12 protein-coding genes are annotated in these 15,998 nt (G+C 71.5%); 3 read left to right on the top strand and 9 right to left on the bottom strand.

The window, feature by feature from the left end; all coding sequences use genetic code 11:
• From ACZ7HQ_RS00965 to ACZ7HQ_RS00940, 6 genes are all read right to left on the bottom strand, one after another.
• Complete coding sequence (locus ACZ7HQ_RS00965; protein ID WP_470985136.1) at positions 1-1,191, bottom strand: glycosyltransferase; 1,191 nt, start codon at positions 1,189-1,191, stop codon at positions 1-3.
• A gap of 151 nt (positions 1,192-1,342) precedes the next feature.
• The gene (locus ACZ7HQ_RS00960) at positions 1,343-2,482 is read right to left on the bottom strand and encodes a serine hydrolase domain-containing protein (protein ID WP_470982983.1); all 1,140 of its coding nucleotides are present in this window, start codon (positions 2,480-2,482) and stop codon (positions 1,343-1,345) included.
• Positions 2,483-2,577: 95 nt separating this feature from the next.
• Positions 2,578-4,341 (bottom strand): TIGR03767 family metallophosphoesterase, encoded by a 1,764-nt coding sequence (locus tag ACZ7HQ_RS00955; RefSeq protein ID WP_470982981.1) that lies wholly within the window; start codon positions 4,339-4,341, stop codon positions 2,578-2,580.
• Positions 4,342-4,541: 200 nt separating this feature from the next.
• Complete coding sequence (locus ACZ7HQ_RS00950) at positions 4,542-5,030, bottom strand: NUDIX hydrolase (protein WP_470982979.1); 489 nt, start codon at positions 5,028-5,030, stop codon at positions 4,542-4,544.
• 9 nt (positions 5,031-5,039) lie between these two features.
• A complete protein-coding gene (locus ACZ7HQ_RS00945) occupies positions 5,040-5,924 on the bottom strand; it encodes a pyridoxamine 5'-phosphate oxidase family protein (RefSeq protein ID WP_470982976.1) in 885 nt (294 codons plus the stop codon).
• Between the two features lie 2 nt (positions 5,925-5,926).
• On the bottom strand, positions 5,927-6,373 hold the full coding sequence (locus ACZ7HQ_RS00940) for a VOC family protein (protein ID WP_470982973.1): 447 nt from the start codon (positions 6,371-6,373) through the stop codon (positions 5,927-5,929).
• 108 nt (positions 6,374-6,481) lie between these two features.
• Between ACZ7HQ_RS00940 and ACZ7HQ_RS00935 the strand changes: the two genes are divergently transcribed.
• Both ACZ7HQ_RS00935 and ACZ7HQ_RS00930 read left to right on the top strand, forming a co-directional pair.
• On the top strand, positions 6,482-7,024 hold the full coding sequence (locus ACZ7HQ_RS00935; RefSeq protein WP_470982971.1) for a CGNR zinc finger domain-containing protein: 543 nt from the start codon (positions 6,482-6,484) through the stop codon (positions 7,022-7,024).
• Positions 7,025-7,142: 118 nt separating this feature from the next.
• Positions 7,143-10,430, top strand: coding sequence for a S8 family serine peptidase (locus tag ACZ7HQ_RS00930; protein ID WP_470982968.1), 3,288 nt, complete (start codon positions 7,143-7,145; stop codon positions 10,428-10,430).
• A gap of 64 nt (positions 10,431-10,494) precedes the next feature.
• Here the strand turns inward: ACZ7HQ_RS00930 and ACZ7HQ_RS00925 are convergent, their stop codons facing one another.
• Both ACZ7HQ_RS00925 and ACZ7HQ_RS00920 read right to left on the bottom strand, forming a co-directional pair.
• Entirely contained in the window at positions 10,495-11,412 is a 918-nt protein-coding gene (locus ACZ7HQ_RS00925; protein WP_470982966.1) for a hypothetical protein, read from the bottom strand.
• A gap of 1 nt (position 11,413) precedes the next feature.
• Positions 11,414-11,986, bottom strand: a complete 573-nt coding sequence (locus tag ACZ7HQ_RS00920; protein ID WP_470982963.1) for an RNA polymerase sigma factor — start codon at positions 11,984-11,986, stop codon at positions 11,414-11,416.
• A 316-nt stretch (positions 11,987-12,302) separates the two neighbouring features.
• Here ACZ7HQ_RS00920 and ACZ7HQ_RS00915 point away from each other — a divergent pair, with 316 nt between their 5' ends.
• On the top strand, positions 12,303-13,322 hold the full coding sequence (locus ACZ7HQ_RS00915) for an aspartate-semialdehyde dehydrogenase (RefSeq protein ID WP_470982962.1): 1,020 nt from the start codon (positions 12,303-12,305) through the stop codon (positions 13,320-13,322).
• 55 nt (positions 13,323-13,377) lie between these two features.
• On the opposite strand, the gene pepN is transcribed toward ACZ7HQ_RS00915, so the two are convergent.
• On the bottom strand, positions 13,378-15,954 hold the full coding sequence (gene pepN / locus ACZ7HQ_RS00910) for an aminopeptidase N (RefSeq protein WP_470982960.1): 2,577 nt from the start codon (positions 15,952-15,954) through the stop codon (positions 13,378-13,380).
• Positions 15,955-15,998 lie beyond the last annotated feature (44 nt).

Below are 15,998 nucleotides of genomic sequence, written 5' to 3'. Positions count from 1 at the left end.
CTACAGCGGTTCGGGCAGCGTCGGGCGCGCGGCCCTCGTGTGGACGTCGTCCAGCAGTGCGGCGTACGCCGCGATCATGCGGGTGCGGCTGAAACGTTCGCGGCTCGCCGCCAGGGCCGGGGCGAAGGCGGCACGGCCGGCGACCGCCGCCGTCCAGGCCAGGGCGACGGCCTCCGGGTTCTGCGGGGTGACGAAACCGTGGCCCCGCACGATCTCCGCGCTGTCGCCCACGTCCGTCGTCACGGGCACGGCGCCGCACATCATGCCCTCGATCAGGCACAGCGGCGCCGCCTCCCCGGAGGCCGAGGTCAGGGCGACGACGTCGGCACCGGCGTAGACGGTCTCCATGTCGCGGCGTACGCCGAGCAGGCGGATCCGTTCCGCGAGGTGGCGGTCCGCGCCGAACGCGACCTCGATGTCGGCCCACAGGGCCGGGTTCGTGTCGTTCATCCCCGCGCCGCACATCAGCACGCGGCCCTCGGGCTCGCGGGCGAGCCAGGCGCGGGCGGCGCGCAGGAGGAGCGGGATGTTCTTCATCGGGGCGTACCGCGCCGCGAAGACCACCACCGGCGCGGCGGCCGGGAGGCCCAGGGACGCGCGGAACGCCTGCCGGGCAGCCGGGTCCGGGCGGAAGCGGAGCAGGTCGACGCCGTTGGGGATGACGTGCAGCAGCCCGGCCGGGATGCCGGCGGCCTCGTAGGCGGCCCGGGTGGACTCGGCGCAGCACACGCAGGCGGCCACCGTGCCGTCGGCGATGGCGTCCTTCAGCTCCTCAAGCGCCGGGCCCTGGTTCTCCGGGTCCGAGCGGTGCAGGCAGACCACGACCGGGCGGCGGGGCAGGCCGGCCTGGTTCAGCAGGGCCAGCGGCTGCTCCTTCAGGGAGAGGATCACGTCCGCCCCGGCCATCGCCCGAGCCGTTTCGGCCATCTCGGGCCCGCTGAAAACGTCCGCCGCGAGGGCTCCGTCCACCAGGCCGGCGCTGCGGCCGAGCGAGGTGACGCCGATGCCGTCGGCGGTCAGCGCCCGGTAGCAGGCGTCGTCCTCCATGCGCTGCCTGGTGGCCTCGCGCCGGACCTCGCCGTGGATGCTGAGTACCTGGTGGGACTGGCCGCCCTCGGCCAGTCCCCGTACGACGTCGCTGTGCACGATCCGGGCCCCTCCGGAGAAGAAACCCTCGTAGACCGACAGCACACGCAGTCCGTGCCTCTGACGCACGCGACCACCCGCCTTGCATAAATGATCGAGAAGATCGAGCCATCCCCGTCCGTAGCGGGATAGCCGATATGAGGCGGTACGGACATTGCGTACGGGTTAACACGGAATGTCGCGCGTGAAACGGTGGCTAACAGAATTCCCCTTCGACGACGGACCGCTCGCCCTCGGCCCAGTCGCCGTTGGAATTGAAGGCGAGGGAATGCCGGCCGTCGTCCGCCGTCACCGCCACGGAGGACGAGCCCGGGATGCCACCGTCATGGCCCCAGACGTGAACACCGCAGCTCAGCGGGGTCTCCATGAGACCGAGGCCATAGCCGCCCGGGTACGGGCCGTCCGTGATCGCGACCGTGGTCTTCATTTCCTTCAGCTGGTGTGCCGGAAGGAGTTTCCCGCCGAGCAGGGCGCTGTAGAAACGGTCCAGGTCGGCGGAGTTCGAGATCATTTCCCCGGCGGAGGAGGCGAGGGAGGGGTTGAGGTTCGTGACGTCGTACGCCGGGCCCTTCGGATCGGTGAATTTCGAGTAGGCGCGGCTGCTCGGACGAGGGACGGTGACCTTCGTACCGGGCAGGGAGGTGGCGCGCAGGTGCAGCGGGGCGATGACGCGCCGGGTGATCTCGGTGGCGTACGGGTGTCCCGTCACCTTCTCGATCACCATGCCGGCCACCACGTAGTTGGTGTTGGAGTAGTTCCACGACGTGCCCGGCGCGAAGTCCGGCCTGTGCTTCATCGCGATCGCCACCAACTGGCGCGGGGTGAGCGTGTCGTAGCGGTGCCGGAAGAAGCCGTCCTCGGTGAAGTAGGCGCGGCCGAAGTCGCCGTCCGCGGTGTAGTTGTAGATGCCGCTGGTGTGGTTCAGCAGCTGCCTGACGGTGATGTGGCGGCCGTCGTGGCCGTGGCCGCGGACCACCCCGGGCAGCCACCTGTCCACCGTGTCGTCCAGCGACAGCCGTCCCTCCGCCTCCAGTTGGAGCAGCACGGTGGCGACGAAGGTCTTGGTGATGCTGCCGACCCGGTAACGGTCGGCGGTGGAGCGCGGCGCGCCCGTGCGGGTGTCGCCCACACCGACGGCGGCGGACCAGGTGCCGTGGGCGTCCTTCGCGGTGGCGCTCACACCGGGCACCCCGGACGCCACGATCGCCGCGAGGGCCTTGCGGGTGGCGGTGTGCCCGCCGTCGGCGCGGGCGCCGGTGGCGGCCACGGCCGGAGCCGCCAGCGCCGTCGAGACGAGCAGGGCGGTGGCGCCCACCAGGGTCGTGCGTACACGCATGTCTTCCCCCAACCTGGATTGTTCGGTCCGGTCGGGGGAGAGAACCTGCGTCGCATGCGCGAAGGTTGCCGCGGCTTACGCCGGTTGGGTGAATTTCAGCCCTTTTTCAGCACCAACTCCGTGTTGCGGTCCGCCGCGCTGCCCGCGAGGGTCTTGTTGGCGCCGGGGGCGTTGTAGGCCAGTTCGCGGTAGAGGGCGGCGAGGCCGGTCTGGGAGAGGTCGGCGAAGTCGGTGCGGTGCGGGGCGGCGGACTCGATCAGCGTGGTGAACAGGGAGACCGTGCCGTCCTTGTTGTCGGCCAGCTCGAAGATGCGGGCCAGGTGGGGGTAGTCGATGTGCGAGGCGGTGGAGATCTCCCAGAAGGAGCGGCCGCCGGACGCCTGGTGCGGGGTGATGACGTTCTTGTGGATGTGCCCGTTCACCCAGGCCAGCACATTGGCGTGGGCGGACAGGACGGAGACCACCTCGGCGCCGTCGTGGCGGCGCTCCCCGGGGCGGGCCGGGTCCGGGCGGGTGTTGGTCATGGACTTGCTGGTGTGGTGGCTGAAGACGACGGCGTGGGAGTCCTTGTTGTCCTTCAGCGTCCTGTCGAGCCACTTCAGCTGCGCGGTGCCGATGGAGCCCTCGTAGTGGCCGCCGGCGTCGGTGGTGTCGAGGCTGATGCCGATGACGTCGTCGGAGATGCGGAAGGCGTAGTACTGGGTGCCCGCGGCGAGGTTCGCCGAGGAGTAGCCGTGGCCGGCCGGCCCGTGTCCCTGGTACGCCGGGTCGAGGTGGGCCTTGAGGTAGTCGGCCTGGGTGTAGGGGGCCCGCTTCTCGTCCGCCGTGACCGAGCGCATGGAGCGGGCGTGGGCCTTGAGGAAGTCGCGGTAGCCGGCGCCCTGCGGGTCCTTGGCGTTCTTGATGGCGTCCTGGAGCTTTTTGGCGTCGGCGTCGGAGACGCTGAACAGCTTCTTGCCGCTGATGGCCGCCTCGGCGAGGTACGGGTCGCCGTGGGAGCCGTAGCAGCCGAGCGGGAGGGCGTCGTGGTTGCCGACGGTGGAGTACCAGGGCAGCTTGAGACCGGGGCTCTGCACCTCGCGGATCGCGGCGGCCAGGAATCCCTTCAGATGCGGGAAGCCGAGCGCCTTGTCGTTGTCGCGGGTGGTGGAGTCCGGCTGCCAGTACAGCTTCAGACCGCTGTTCTGCACGCCCTCGTAGTGCCTCGGGTCACCGGAGTTGGGGGTGATACGGCCGCCGCTCATCACCTTCATGAACCACTCCAGTTCGGAGTGGGCGTTGTTGTCGGTGTTGTCGCCGGTGGTCATGACGAAGTGGAGCGGTGCGCCGGTGACGGGGGCGCCCTGCAGCGCGTTGACCCGCTCGACGAGCGAGATGGCGCCGGGCACGGTGAGCGCCTCCTGCGGACGCCAGGCGTGCGGGTCGTGCGAGCGCAGGTACTCCAGCCGGAGCGGGTGCTGGACGTCCTGCAGGTGCAGGTCGGTGAACTGTACGAACGCGGCGAGGGTCGTACGGCGGCTCGCCCGGCCGGACGAGGGCGTGGCCAGCTCGCTGCGCACCACGCGGTTCCAGCCGGGACCGTCGCCGAGCCGGCGGTAGCCGGAGCTGTTCCGCGGCGTGGCGACGGAGGCGAGGGTGGTGCCCTTGGTGTAGGGGGCGGGCGGGGCCGCCGCGGTGGCCTTCCCGGAGTGGGCGACCGGTGCCTCACCGGTGCCGGTGGGGTCGGTGGCGGCCTGGCTGTCGGTGGGGCGGAGGGCGTAGCCGACGCCCGCGGAGAGCGAGACCGCTCCGGCGGCGGCGAGGACGGTACGGCGGTTGACCCCCACAGCGGAGGTGACGACAGAGCGTATGCGCGACATGGCGCGATCTCCCCGAGTGCGAACGCGTCGGCAGTGGTCGCGGGCCGTCGCTGACGCGAACACCCCGCTCGCTCTGGATCGTTGGCATCGGGAATGACCTGCGCGTGAACGCGGCGGCAACGCCCAGCGCCGATCACCGTACGTGGATCACGGGGTGGGGCACGCGGTCATGGAGTGGATTGCGGGCGGCCGGGGAGCGGTTACTCCTCGTTCATCTCCTGGGGCAGGGGACGGGCCCGGGCGGCGAGATGGCCGTTCGCGGGGCGCTCCCGCCACAGCTGCAGCGCGACGTCGACCAGGCGCACCCGGTTCAGGTCCGGGAGGGCCGCGAGATCCTGCCATGTCGCGAAATCGGTGGATCCGCCCACTTCGTAACGGAGTTCGCCGCCGACGACCTCCCCTTCGTAGATGAGGCGCAGCGCGTGGTGGGCGGTGGCGCGCCGCGGTCCACGACGGCGGAAGAGGTGGCGCCGGGAGTCCACGCCGAGGAGACCGGTCACCTCGATGCGGTAGCCGGTCTCCTCGGTGAGCTCACGGCGGACGGTGTCGTACGGGTCCTCACCGTGCTCCATCCCGCCACCGGGCAGCACCCACTCGGGAGTTCCGTCGGGTCCGGGGGAACGGGCGAGCAGGATCTGTCCGTCACGGACGCACACGGCGTAGGCCGCCACCCTCAGGTTCCGTCGCATCCCCCGACGTTAACCGGGGTTGGCCGGTGAGTACTCCGGCGCGGACCAGCGCAGGGGGAGGGCGGCCGGGGTCCACCGGGCCTCGGTGAGCGTGAAGCGGACCGTCCGGTCACCGGCGGCGGTGAACTCGGTGCGTGCCCCACCGGTCAGCTGGAGGGTGGTGCCGGTCGTCCAGTCGAGGAAGAGCAGGCCCGCGCGGGGGTCGGTGCGCAGGTTGCCGAGCGTGAGGAACATGGCGTTGCCGGGATAGTCCGGCCAGGTCAGTTCGCGCGGTGACGCGACCTGGACGAAGCCGGGGTTGCCGCCGCGGTGGCTGACGTCGGCCCCGCCGGGGTGGACGGTGGCCAGGAAGAAGGTGTCGGCGGCCCTGATGAACTCCGTGGCGGCCGGGTCGAGTTCGCTGAGGCGCCGGGGGAGGCCGGGCGTGCGGCCGGGGGTCGTCTCGTAGGCCTCCCGGCGTTGGATGTACTTGGGGCAGTTGGAGAAGACCTGGTCCGCCTCCACGGCGAAGCCGCGGCCCGTCGGCCTCAGCCGGCCGTTGAGGCGCATCCGGCGGCGGGTCCGGGGGTCGAGGGCGAGGGAGCCCACGCGGGTGCCCGGGGTGTTCAGGGCCGCGGTGAGCGGGTCGCTCGCCATGTGCCCGGCACCCGTCGCAACAGACATCTGGCGGGCCCCCGTCGCCCGGACGAAGCCCGGGGCGCCCGTGAGGGCGGACGCCCACACCCGCCCCGTCCCCGGGTCCGCCGCGCCCACCACCAGCAGGGGCTGCATCTCCAGGAAGGCCGCCGCGACCGGCTTGATGCCCTGGCCGAGGGAGCGGCCCAAATGGTCGGCGCGGTCGCGTACGCCCAGCTGCTCCTGCACGGCGAGCGAGCCCGCGTGATAGGCACCCATGGCTAGAAGAAGCCGCAGGTCGGGGCGTCCGTGTGCGGGGCGGGGGCGCCCTGCGGACCGAGGGGGGCCGCGATCTCCAGGCGGATGCCGTCCGGGTCGTGGAAGAAGATCCCGCCCGAGGCCCCGCCCTCGCGGTGAGCCACCACGCCGTCGTGGGCGAAGTCCGCTCCGGCGGCCCTGAGCGCGTTCTCGTACTCCCGGACGCGGTCGATCGAGTCGACGGTGAAGGCGAGGTGGTGCAGGCCGGGCCGGCCGCCGTCGTACGCCCCCTGCGCCTGCTGCCAGAGGGTGACGAGCGGGGAGCCGCCGCTCTCCCCCAGCATCGCCCAGCGCTGGTCGTCCTCCTTGCCCTCGGCGAGGACGGCGAAGCCGAGGAGATCGCGGTAGAAGGCGAGCGAGCGGCCGAGATCGGTGACGTTCAGGCCGGTGTGCGCGATGCGCGGGGTCATGGCTCTTCCTTTCGGACTGTCTAACCTTCGTATTCGACGTTAGATGGTTAGACAGGGCAGCGTCAACCGGTGACGTACGCTTTAGTGGTTAGCGAGAAGGAGTGCCCGATGTCCGCCGCCCGCGATCCCCGCCCGCTCACCGGCGAGCCCCTCGCCCTCGACCTGCTCAACACCCGGTGGAACCTGGAAGGCGTCACCCAGGACCTGCTCGACGACACCGCGGGGCTCGCGGTGTGGCTCGCGAGCAACGGGCTGGCCGGCACCCACCCGGCCGACGCGCAGGCGCTGCGCCATCTGCGCGAGGCCCGCGAGGCGATCGCGGCCGGGGTGCACGGATCACCGCGCAAGGCGGCGCCGCTCGTGGACGCCGTACTGGCGCACGGACGGATCCGGGCCCGGCTGACCGAGGACGGCCCCGCCGAGGAGCCGGAGTTCGCCGACCCGGCCTGGGGGCCGGCCTGGCTCGCCGCCCGCAACTACCTGGAGCTGCTGGCACAGGCCCCGGACCGGATCCGCGCCTGCGCCCACGAGGCGTGCATCCTGCACTTCTTCGACACCTCACGGAACGGCACCCGCCGCTGGTGCTCGATGGCCGTGTGCGGCAACCGCGCCAAGGCCTCCCGGCACTACGCCCGCTCGAAGGAGAGCTGACCCCATAGCGGGTTTTCCCCATACCTCCATATCGGTTCGGTCAACGGTGCCCAAAATCCAGTCCCTTGGGTAAAGCTGAGCGCTCTCGTTCGCTCGCTCCTTTACCTGAGGGATGTCGATGACCCATATATCCGAGCGCACTTCCCCGCCCGGTCCAAGACGCCTGGCCCGCCTGGCCGTGGCCCTGGGCGTGGTGGCCGCGCTCTCCGCGGCCGGGCCGATACCCCTGGCCCTCGCCGCCGACGCCCCACCGGCCGGCACCGGCGTCAAGTCCGCCCACGACAAGCTAGGTTCGGACGACGCCGGCCTGCTCGCCGACGCCAAGGCCGACGGCGACAAGACCGTCACGATGATGATCGCGACGGCCCCCGGCCGGACCGGGCAGGTCGCCGAGGAGCTGGACGCGGTCAAGGGCGGTTCGGTGGACCGCACCTACGACAAGATCGGTTACGTCCGCGCCACCGTGCCGACGGCCAGGGCGGACTCGGCCATCGCCGCCGCCGCGAAGCTCTCCTCGGTCCACGCCATCGACCTCCGGCAGGAGATCCCGCTCGACGACCCGGCGCCGAACGGCGCGAAGTCCGGGACCGGTACGGCCACTTACCCCGGCCCCGGCAGGAACACCCCCGCCGAGAACCCGTACAACCCGTCCTTCGAGACCGGTGCCGTCGATTTCGTCAAGGAGCACCCGAAGGCGGACGGCCGCGGCATCACCATCGGCATCCTCGACTCCGGCGTCGACCTGGGCCACCCGGCGCTGCAGAGGACCACCACCGGCGAGCGGAAGATCGTCGACTGGGTGACCTCGACCGACCCGATCGCCGACGGGGACCAGACGTGGCGCCCGATGGTCACCGCGGTCTCCGGTCCCAGCTTCTCCTATGGCGGGGCGACCTGGACGGCGCCCTCCGGCTCGTACCAGATCAGCACCTTCAAGGAGTCCGCCACCACGGGCGGCGACGAGAAGGGCGACCTGAACCGGGACGGCGACACCACCGACAGCTGGGGCGTGCTGTACGACCCGGCGGCCGGCACGGTCACGCTCGACCTGAACAACAACCACGACTTCACCGACGACACACCGATGAAGCCGTACAAGGACGGGTACCAGGTCGGCTACTTCGGCACCGACGACCCGAAGACCGACGTGGCCGAGCGGGTGCCGTTCGTCGTGCAGATCCGCAAGGACGTGCCGATGGACCCCTACGGCGGATCCTGGGTCGGCAAGAAGGCGGACTTCGTCAACATCGGGGTCATCGAGTCCGAGCACGGTACGCATGTCGCGGGCATCACGGCCGCCAACGGCCTGTTCGGCGGGAAGATGAACGGCGCGGCCCCCGGCGCGAAGCTCGTGTCGTCCCGCGCCTGCACCTGGACCGGCGGCTGCACCAACGTGGCCCTCACCGAGGGCATGATCGACCTGGTCACCAACCGGGGCGTCGACATCGTCAACATGTCGATCGGCGGTCTGCCGGCCCTGAACGACGGCAACAACGCGCGCGCCGAGCTGTACACGCGGCTCATCGACACCTACGGCGTGCAGCTGGTGATCTCCGCGGGCAACTCCGGGCCGGGTGCGAACACGATCGGTGACCCGGGTCTGGCCGACAAGGTGATCTCGGTCGGCGCCGCCATCTCCAAGGAGACCTGGGCCGCGAACTACGGCTCGGCCGTGGAGAAGAAGTACCAGATGATGCCGTTCTCCTCGCGCGGCCCGCGGGAGGACGGCGGCTTCACGCCGACCCTGGTCGCGCCCGGCGCCGCGATCAACACCACCCAGACCTGGCTGCCGGTCTCCCCGGTCACCGAGGCGGGCTACTCGCTGCCGGCCGGCTACTCCATGCTGCAGGGCACCTCGATGGCCTCCCCGCAGGCGACGGGGGCCTCGGCGCTGCTGCTGTCCGCCGCCAGGCAGAAGGGCATCGGCCTGACGCCGGCCGGGCTGCGCACGGCGCTCACCTCGACCGCCCACCACATCCCGGGCGTGCAGGCGTACGAGGAGGGCGCGGGGCTCATCGACGTCGTGGACGCGTGGGACGCGATCCGCGACGACGCCGGCGCGCACGACTACACCGTGAAGGCCCCGGTCGACACCGCACTCGACCAGGCCCTGAAGACCCCCGGCTTCGGCACCGGCCTGTACGACCGCGAGGGCGGTCTGACGGCGGGCGGGAAGAAGACGTACGACGTCACGATCACCCGCACCTCCGGCCCGGACAAGGCGGTCCGGCACGAGCTGCACTTCGAGAACAACGCCGGGCACACCTTCCGGATCGTCGGTGACGACGTGGTGCGGCTGCCGCTGAACCAGCCGGTGACGGTGAAGGTCCAGGCGGCGCCGGCGTCCGCGGGCATCAAGAGCGCGATCCTCGAGGTCGACGACCCGCGGACCGAGGGCGTCGACAAGCAGATCCTCACCACGGTGGTCGTCGCCACGCCGGTGAGGTTCGCCTACTCGGCGAAGGGCTCGGTGCAGCGCAACAGCACCCGGTCGTACTTCCTGACCGTGCCCGAGGGCGCGAAGTCGCTCGAGGTCGCGATCGGCGGGCTGACGGACGGGAGCCAGACCCGGTTCATCGCCATCCACCCGTACGGCACCCCGGTCGACAACACCGGCACCCCGTACTGCTACCCCAACTACCTGGACGGCAACGGCTGCAGGCCCGACGTGCGCTCCTACGCCGACCCGCAGCCCGGCGTCTGGGAGGTGGAGGTCGAGTCCCGCCGTACCTCCCCGCTGCTGGACAACCCGTACACGCTGGACGTCTCCGTGCTCGGCGCGGCCTTCGACCCGCAGACCGTGACCGTGCCCGAGGCGAAGGTGGGCACCGCCGCCACCGCCACCTGGAAGGTCACCAACACGTACGCGGCGCTCGACGGCAAGCTGGTGGGCGGCCCGCTCGGCTCGGCCAAGTCGGCCCGCCCGACCATCAAGCAGGGCGAGACGCAGACCACCACGGTGGACGTGCCGGCCGGCGCCAAGTCGCTGGACGTCGCGATCGGCAACGTCTCCGACGCGGCCGCCGACCTCGACCTGACCGTGTACGACGCGAACGGCAAGCAGGTCGCCCAGTCCGCCGACGGCGACTCGGAGGAGGCGGTGTCCGTGCCGTCCCCGGCCGCCGGCACGTACACCGTCCAGGTCGTCGGCTACTCGGTCCCCTCGGGAGCCACCGAGTACGACTACCGGGACGTGTTCTTCTCCCCCACGCTCGGCACGGTCACGGTGGACGACTCCACGCCGGTCCAGCTCGGCACGGGCGACTCGGCCACGGTCACCGGGCAGGTCACGGCCGCCGCCGAGGCACCGGCCGGCCGTGAGTTCTTCGGCCAGGTCCAGCTGGTGAACGCGCGCGGCACGGTCGCGGGCACCGGCAGCGTGAAGATCGGGAAGGTCACGCCGTAACGACGGGGTGCCTTCGCAAGGGGCGGGTGTCCGGTCGGGCACCCGCCCCTTCGCGCTGCCGCGCTCAGGACGACTCGTCGGAGGGGCAGGCCGTGTGCCGGGACCCGGGCAGCGCCTCGGTGATCCAGGCACGGTTGACGGCCACCCGGGTGTCGCCGACGGCCCAAATGCTCGCGTACTGCCGGCCCAGGCCGACCCGGACGAGCACGTGCTGGCCCACGCGCGGGGCCGGCTTCGCGCCGCCGTCGAGCAGGAAGCCGACCTCGGCCGGTCCGTGCGCGGGCTTGTAGGAGCGGATCACCTTCAGTGTGATCCGGCTCCAGGGGGACGCCTTGCCCGGCTCGACCTCGGCGACGGTGCCCTCCACGACCAGCCGGGAACAGGCCAGGTCGAGTTCCGGGTCGGAGGGTTTCCCCGCGTCCCCGGAGACCTTGGCCGGGGGCTGGGCCACGCTCCTGGCCGCGGCTTCGGGGGAGCTGCTGTTGTCGTCGGAGGCGCCGGAGTGCGTCACCACCCAGCCGAACCCGACGGCCAACGCGAGGGCCGCGGCACCGGCGACCGAGCCGAGCGCGATCCGCGACACCCGCCGCCGCCCGGAGGGCCGTCCGGGCCGCGGAGGACGGGCCGGACGCGCGGGGCGGGCGGGGACGTCGGGGCGCTGGGGCCCATGGGGACGCGTGGACTTCTCGCGGAAGGCGGGCGTCGGCATCCCTTGCGCCGGGTCATCCGCCGTGGCCGGGTCATCCGCCGTCGCTCCCGGCGCTCGTGCCGTCTCGCCCGTCAACGCCTGCGCGAGCCGGTCCAGCTGTTCCCTCAGCACCCTCACATCGGTCTCGGCGGCCCGGTGCTCGGCGAGGAAGGCGGGGTCCCGGCGGGCCTCGTCCGGCAGTGGCTCCCCGGTGATGGCGGCCATCAGCGCGTCCATGCCGCCGTACTCCCCAGCGCCCTCCGCGCCGCGTGCGCCCTCGTGTTCGGCGGTCACGTCACACCACCTCGTCCTCGTGCAGTCGGGCGCGCAGGGCGCGGACCGCCGTGTGCAGCCTGCTCTTGACCGTGCCCTCGGGGATGCCCAGTTCCTCGGCGATGCCCCGGACGGGCAGGTCGGCGAAGAAGCGGAGCACCAGTACCTGCCGCTGCGCGGCGGGCAGGTCGTCCAGGCCCCGGGCGACGGCGAGGGAGAGCAGGCTGGTCTCCTCGCCGGAGGGGTGCGCGGGCTCGTGCAGCGCGGCCAGCCGCTCCCCCAGCCGTTCCTGGCGCCGCTTGGCCCGGTGCCAGTCCATGGCGAGGTGGGAGGCGACCACCGCCGCCCACGCCGACACGTCCCGCGGCGCCTCCCGGCCGCTCGCGGTCCGCTCCAGCAGCCGTAGCCGTACCTGCTGCACGCCGTCCGGCAGGTCCGACTGCGGCACCCCGCCGAGCGCGAGCACCGCCCGTACCCGGCGTTCCTGGGCCGCGTCCAGCGGATCGTCACCGGTACGTCCCCCACGGTCCGTACCGCCGCCGTACGCCCCCTGGTCGCGGCGCGCTCTTCCGCGCAGCACAGGCCACCCCCTCATGCGTGTGCCCCTACGACGCGGCGGCGGGCCGAAACGTTCGGCCGGTCTCCGGCGGTCCGCAGAGGCGTACGTCACACCGCCGTGTGGCCGCGACCCGAACGGGCAGGGACGGGACAGCACAGCTTGCGGCCCGGGCGCCCGGCTGAGGGAATTTCTCCAGCTCAACGCGGTGCCGGGCGAACGTACGGAACCGTCCGAGAGGTGATCGTGTCCCATTCCTCGGGCACGCATCGCAAAGAATTGGACAGGTGGACCGGGGTCGGCCGCATGATGGAAAAGCCCCGGTCATGCAAAGAGACACAAAGAGGGAGTCACTGTGAGGGTCGGAATCGTCGGAGCCACCGGTCAGGTCGGCACGGTCATGCGCAGGATCCTCACGGAGCGGAACTTCCCGGTGACGGAGTTGCGCCTGTTCGCCTCGGCCCGCTCGGCCGGCACCGTGCTGGACGGCGTCACGGTGGAGGACGCGGCGACCGCCGACTACACGGGCCTGGACATCGTGCTCTTCTCCGCGGGCGGCGCCACCTCCAAGGCGCTGGCCGAGAAGGTCGCCTCCCAGGGCGCCGTCGTGATCGACAACTCCTCCGCCTGGCGCAAGGACCCCGAGGTCCCGCTCGTCGTCTCCGAGGTGAACCCGCACGCGGCCGCCGACCGCCCCAAGGGCATCATCGCCAACCCGAACTGCACCACGATGGCCGCGATGCCGGTCCTGAAGCCGCTGCACGAGGAGGCCGGCCTCACGGCACTGGTCGTCGCCACCTACCAGGCGGTGTCCGGCTCGGGCCTCGCGGGCGTGGCCGAGCTGCACGGCCAGGTGCAGAAGGTCGCCGCCGAGGCCGACAAGCTGACCCACGACGGCCGGGCGGTCGACTTCCCCGAGCCGAACGTCTACAAGCGCACCATCGCCTTCAACGTGCTCCCGCTGGCGGGCTCGCTCGTCGACGACGGTCTGAACGAGACCGACGAGGAGCAGAAGCTGCGCAACGAGTCCCGCAAGATCCTGGAGATCCCCGAGCTGAAGGTCTCCGGCACCTGTGTGCGCGTCCCGGTCTTCTCCGGCCACTCCCTCCAGATCAACGCCCGCTTCGCCCGCCCGCTCTCCCCGGAGCGCGCCACCGAGCTGCTCGCGAAGGCGCCGGGCGTCGCCCTCTCCGACATCCCGACCCCGCTGCAGGCGGCCGGCCAGGACCCGTCGTACGTCGGCCGCGTCCGCCGCGACGAGACGGTGGACAACGGCCTCGCCCTGTTCGTCTCCAACGACAACCTCCGCAAGGGCGCCGCGCTGAACGCGGTCCAGATCGCGGAGCTGGTGGCGGCGGAGCTGTCCGCGAGGTAACCCGCAGCTGTGCCACAGGGGCGGTCACGGTCACGTGGCCGCCCCTGTCGTCGTGCTACTTGCCGGCCGCCGCGTCCGCCGCACGGGCCCGCAGGGCACGCTCGACGCCCGCGCGGGACTCCGAGACGAGGCGGCGCAGGGCAGCGTTCGGCTCGGCCGCGGCCAGCCAGCTGTCGGTCTTGGCGAGGGTCTCCTCGGCGACCTGGACCGCCGGGTACAGACCGATGGCGATCTGCTGGGCGATCTCGTGCGACCGGGAGTCCCACACGCCCTTGACGACCTCGAAGTACCTGTCCGTGTACGGCGCGAGCAGCTCGCGCTGGTCGGTCTGGACGAAGCCACTGATCACGGCCTCCTGGACGGCGTTGGGCAGCTTGTCCGAGTCGACCACCGAGGCCCAGGCCTCCGCCTTGGCCTCCGGCGTCGGACGGGCCGCACGGGCGGTGGCCGCGTGCCGCTCACCGGCCGCGGTCTTGTCCCGCTCGTACTCGGCCGCGATCTCCGCCTCGTCGAAGCGGCCGACCGCCGCCAGTCGCTCCACGAACGCCCAGCGCAGCTCGGTGTCCACGGCCAGGCCCTCGACGGTCTGGGTGCCGTCCAGCAGGGCCTCCAGCAGGTCCAGCTGCTCCGGGGTGCGGGCGGTCGCCGCGAAGGCGCGGGCCCAGGCCAGCTGGTGGTCGCTCGCCGGCTCGGCCGCGCGCAGATGGGCCAGGGTGGCGTCGGTCCAGCGGGCCAGCAGCGACTCGCGGGCGGACGGGTCGGCGTACAGGTCGATGGCGAGCTTGGCCTGGCGGTGCAGCGACTGCACGACGCCGATGTCCGACTCCTTGCCGATCCCGGACAGGACCAGGGAGAGGTAGTCGCGGGTGGCCAGCTCGGCGTCCCGCGTCATGTCCCAGGCCGAAGCCCAGCACAGGGCACGCGGCAGGGACTCGGCGAAGTCCCCGAGGTGCTCGGTGACGACCGCGAGCGACCGCTCGTCCAGGCGGACCTTGGCGTACGACAGGTCGTCGTCGTTGAGCAGGACGACGGCCGGGCGGGCCCTGCCGGTCAGCTGCGGTACGGCGGTCAGCTCGCCGTCGACGTCCAGCTCGATCCGGTCGGTGCGCACCAGGTTGCCGCTCGCCTCGGCCAGGTCGTACAGGCCGATGGCGATGCGGTGCGGGCGCAAGGTCGGCTCCCCCTTGGCGCCGGCGGGCAGGGCCGGGGCCTCCTGGCGGACGGCGAAGGAGGTGATGACACCCTCGGCGTCCGTCTGGATCTCCGGGCGCAGCACGTTGATGCCCGCGGTCTCCAGCCACTTCTTCGACCAGGTCTTCAGGTCTCGCCCGGAGGTCTCCTCCAGGGCGCCCAACAGGTCGGACAGGCGCGTGTTGCCGAAGGCGTGCGCCTTGAAATAGGCCTGCACGCCCTTGAAGAACTCGTCCTCTCCGACGTACGCGACGAGCTGCTTGAGGACGGAGGCGCCCTTGGCGTACGTGATGCCGTCGAAGTTGACGAGGACGTCGTCCAGGTCGCGGATGTCCGCCATGATCGGGTGCGTGGACGGCAGCTGGTCCTGCCGGTACGCCCAGGTCTTCATCGAGTTGGCGAACGTGGTCCACGAGTGCGGCCAGCGCGAGCCGGGCGCGGCGGCCTGGCAGGCGATGGAGGTGAAGGTGGCGAACGACTCGTTCAGCCACAGGTCGTTCCACCACTCCATGGTGACGAGGTCGCCGAACCACATGTGGGCCAGCTCGTGCAGGATCGTCTCGGCCCGGACCTCGTACGCCGCGTCGGTCACCTTGGACCGGAAGACGTACTGGTCACGGATGGTGACGGCACCGGCGTTCTCCATGGCGCCCGCGTTGAACTCGGGCACGAACAGCTGGTCGTACTTCTTGAAGGGGTAGGCGTAGTCGAACTTCTCCTGGAACCAGTCGAAGCCCTGCCGGGTGACCTCGAAGATCGCGTCCGAGTCGAGGAACTCGGCGAGCGAGGGCCGGCAGTAGATGCCGAGCGGCACGGACTGGCCGTCCTTCTCGTACACGCTGTGCACGGAGTGGTACGGGCCGACGATCAGCGCGGTGACGTACGTCGAGATGCGCGGGGTCGGCTCGAAGGTCCAGACGTTGTCCTGCGGCTCGGGGGTCGGCGAGTTCGAGACCACCGTCCAGCCCTCGGGCGCCTTCACGGTGAACTGGAAGGTGGCCTTCAGGTCCGGCTGCTCGAAGGAGGCGAAGACGCGGCGGGCGTCCGGGACCTCGAACTGGGTGTACAGGTACGCCTGCTCGTCGACCGGGTCGATGAAGCGGTGCAGGCCCTCGCCGGTGTTGGTGTAGGCGCAGTCGGCGACGACACGGAGGACGTTGCGCCCCTCCAGCAGTCCCGTCAGGGCGATCCGCGAGTCCTTGAAGACCTCGGCGGGGTCCAGATGGTCGCCGTTGAGCACCACCTCGTGCACGGTCGGCGCCACCAGGTCGATGAAGGAATCGGCGCCGGTCCGCGCGGCGTCGAAGCGCACCGTGGTCACGGACCGGTAGGTACCGCCCTCCTGCGCGCCGGAGAGGTCGAGATCGATCTCGTACGAGTCAACGGTGAGCAGCTCGGCCCGCTGCTGCGCCTCTTCGCGAGTCAGGTTTGTGCCAGGCACGCGGTCATCTCCTCGTTATGTGTCGGTTGCGTCATCCTTCCATG

Source organism: Streptomyces sp. NPDC037290 (assembly GCF_055603245.1).
This window is presented reverse-complemented; position numbering and strand designations above follow the sequence as displayed.

What these genes read in the sequence shown, in the direction of transcription:
- ACZ7HQ_RS00960 (WP_470982983.1), bottom strand. Translation starts at nt 2,482, where the DNA reads ATGCGTGTACGCACGACCCTGGTGGGCGCCACCGCCCTGCTCGTCTCG.
- ACZ7HQ_RS00955 (WP_470982981.1), bottom strand. Translation starts at nt 4,341, where the DNA reads ATGTCGCGCATACGCTCTGTCGTCACCTCCGCTGTGGGGGTCAACCGC.
- ACZ7HQ_RS00950 (WP_470982979.1), bottom strand. Translation starts at nt 5,030, where the DNA reads ATGCGACGGAACCTGAGGGTGGCGGCCTACGCCGTGTGCGTCCGTGAC.
- ACZ7HQ_RS00945 (WP_470982976.1), bottom strand. Translation starts at nt 5,924, where the DNA reads ATGGGTGCCTATCACGCGGGCTCGCTCGCCGTGCAGGAGCAGCTGGGC.
- ACZ7HQ_RS00940 (WP_470982973.1), bottom strand. Translation starts at nt 6,373, where the DNA reads ATGACCCCGCGCATCGCGCACACCGGCCTGAACGTCACCGATCTCGGC.
- ACZ7HQ_RS00935 (WP_470982971.1), top strand. Translation starts at nt 6,482, where the DNA reads ATGTCCGCCGCCCGCGATCCCCGCCCGCTCACCGGCGAGCCCCTCGCC.
- ACZ7HQ_RS00930 (WP_470982968.1), top strand. Translation starts at nt 7,143, where the DNA reads ATGACCCATATATCCGAGCGCACTTCCCCGCCCGGTCCAAGACGCCTG.
- ACZ7HQ_RS00920 (WP_470982963.1), bottom strand. Translation starts at nt 11,986, where the DNA reads ATGAGGGGGTGGCCTGTGCTGCGCGGAAGAGCGCGCCGCGACCAGGGG.